The following is a 1,484-nucleotide window of genomic DNA, read 5'->3' as shown; positions in this document are numbered from 1 at the left end:
TATAATATAGTATCCTAACAAGGCGGTGGTTGCATGCTTCGCTCCAATTCGAATGTGCAAAATAGCTACGAATTCGTTTGTTTAGAAGAACTCGTCCCCCAAAATCATTTGCTTCGTAAGATCCATAAACACATCGATTTTTCCTTCATTCTTGAAAAAGTACGGCCCTATTATTGCGAAGATAACGGACGTCCTTCGGTCGATCCCATCATGCTCTTCAAAATGATGTTCATTGGTTATCTGTATGGTATTCGTTCTGAACGCCAGCTTGAGCAGGAGGTTCAACTCAACGTGGCCTATCGCTGGTTTGTCGGTTTAGGTTTGACGGATCGCGTTCCGGACCACAGCACCTTGAGCTTAAATCGCAAACGACTTCAGGATAGTGATGTGATCCAAGAAATCTTCGACCATATTGTATTTAAGGCCATTGAGCTTCGGATGGTCGCAGGCCGTGTATTGATTACGGATTCAACCCACCTCAAGGCCAATGCCAACAAACGCAAGCACGTCAAACAAGAAGTCGCAAAGAGTGTTAAAACCTACCTGGATGACTTGGACGAGGCCGTTCAGGCGGATCGAGCTGCTCATGGAAAAAAGCCCTAAAACCCCGGAAGGAGGTGACCCAGACCAAGGAGACAAAAGTGAGTACAACGGACCCCGAGAGCGGGTATATGGTGCGTGACGGCAAGCCGGAAGGCTTCTTTTATTTGGATCACCGGACGGTTGACCATAAATACAACATCATCACGGATGTACATATTACACCTGGAAATGTTCATGACTCGACTCCTTATCTTGAACGCCTTGAACTGCAAACGAAGAAGTTCGGATTTAACAAGACACTGGAGGCTGTTGCCCTGGACGCCGGCTATTACACCGCCGACATCTGCAAGAAACTGCATACCAAGAAGATTTATGCCGTCATTGGCGGTAGAAGCTACACCCCAGTAAAGGGCTTGATCGCCAAGTGGCGATTTAAGTATGATCCCGAACGCGACTTGTATATCTGTCCACAAAAACAGGAGTTAACCTATGCCACAACGGACCGGGAGGGTTACCGTCAATACAAATCGGACCCCAAGATCTGCAAAGACTGCCCGTTGCTTGAGGAGTGTACGCGTTCAAAGAACAAGCAAAGAGTCTTGACCCGACATGTCTGGCAGGACAGCAAAGAGTGGGTGAAGCAAAACGGGCGCTCGCACTCGGGCAAATATCTGTACCGTCTCCGATACCAAACGATTGAGCGAAGTTTCGCGGATGCCAAAGAGCTCCATGGACTTCGCTATTGCCGGTTTCGCGGACAGAAAAAAGTCTTGGAGCAAGCGCTCATGACTGCCATCTGCCAAAACGTCAAGAAGATCGCCAACCACCTGGCCAAGCTGGCCGGATAGGGCGATCTTCTTGTTTTCATAATGCTCAATACTTCAGGAATTCATTTCATTATCCAAACGAGCCCCAAAAAACAGGGCTTTGTCAACAACCTG

The 1,484-nt window shown here is 47.9% G+C and carries 1 protein-coding gene; it reads left to right on the top strand.

The genetic code is table 11. The features are described from left to right. The first annotated feature begins 33 nt into the window (after positions 1-33). Positions 34-1,391 (top strand): IS1182 family transposase gene (locus OIN60_RS17420; RefSeq protein WP_305756143.1). Its coding sequence is split into 2 segments (ribosomal slippage): positions 34-601 and positions 601-1,391, totalling 1,359 coding nucleotides; the frame shifts between segments, so codons are not numbered across the junction. Positions 1,392-1,484: the final 93 nt, after the last annotated feature.

The organism is Paenibacillus zeirhizosphaerae (assembly GCF_030705605.1).
In the GTDB taxonomy this organism is placed as follows: domain Bacteria; phylum Bacillota; class Bacilli; order Paenibacillales; family Paenibacillaceae; genus Paenibacillus; species Paenibacillus zeirhizosphaerae.
The sequence above is the reverse complement of the archived record's forward strand: the minus strand, read 5'-3'. Positions and strand labels throughout refer to the sequence as shown.